Consider the following 233-nt stretch of genomic DNA (forward strand, 5'->3'; position numbering starts at 1 on the left):
GCGCAACGCTCGCATGAGCCCGCGCCATTCCCTCGACACGACACCGATCCGGCCCCCGCCGCAGCTGCAGCCCACCAGGCCGCACCCAAAGCGGGATACGCCGACACCTTGGCGCGGGGTGGAGCAGCCCGGTAGCTCGTCAGGCTCATAACCTGAAGGTCACAGGTTCAAATCCTGTCCCCGCAACCAACACACCACGATCAGATCAGCAAAAGCCCCCGTTCTCCAGAGCG

General features: G+C 65.2%; 1 tRNA gene. It reads left to right on the forward strand.

What is annotated here, in order from left to right:
• Positions 1-112: 112 nt before the first annotated feature.
• A tRNA-Met gene (locus tag OXS27_RS32535) sits at positions 113-189 on the forward strand.
• The last annotated feature ends 44 nt before the right edge of the window (positions 190-233 follow it).

Source organism: Methylobacterium sp. GC_Met_3 (assembly GCF_026540775.1).
Classification (GTDB): domain Bacteria; phylum Pseudomonadota; class Alphaproteobacteria; order Rhizobiales; family Beijerinckiaceae; genus Methylobacterium.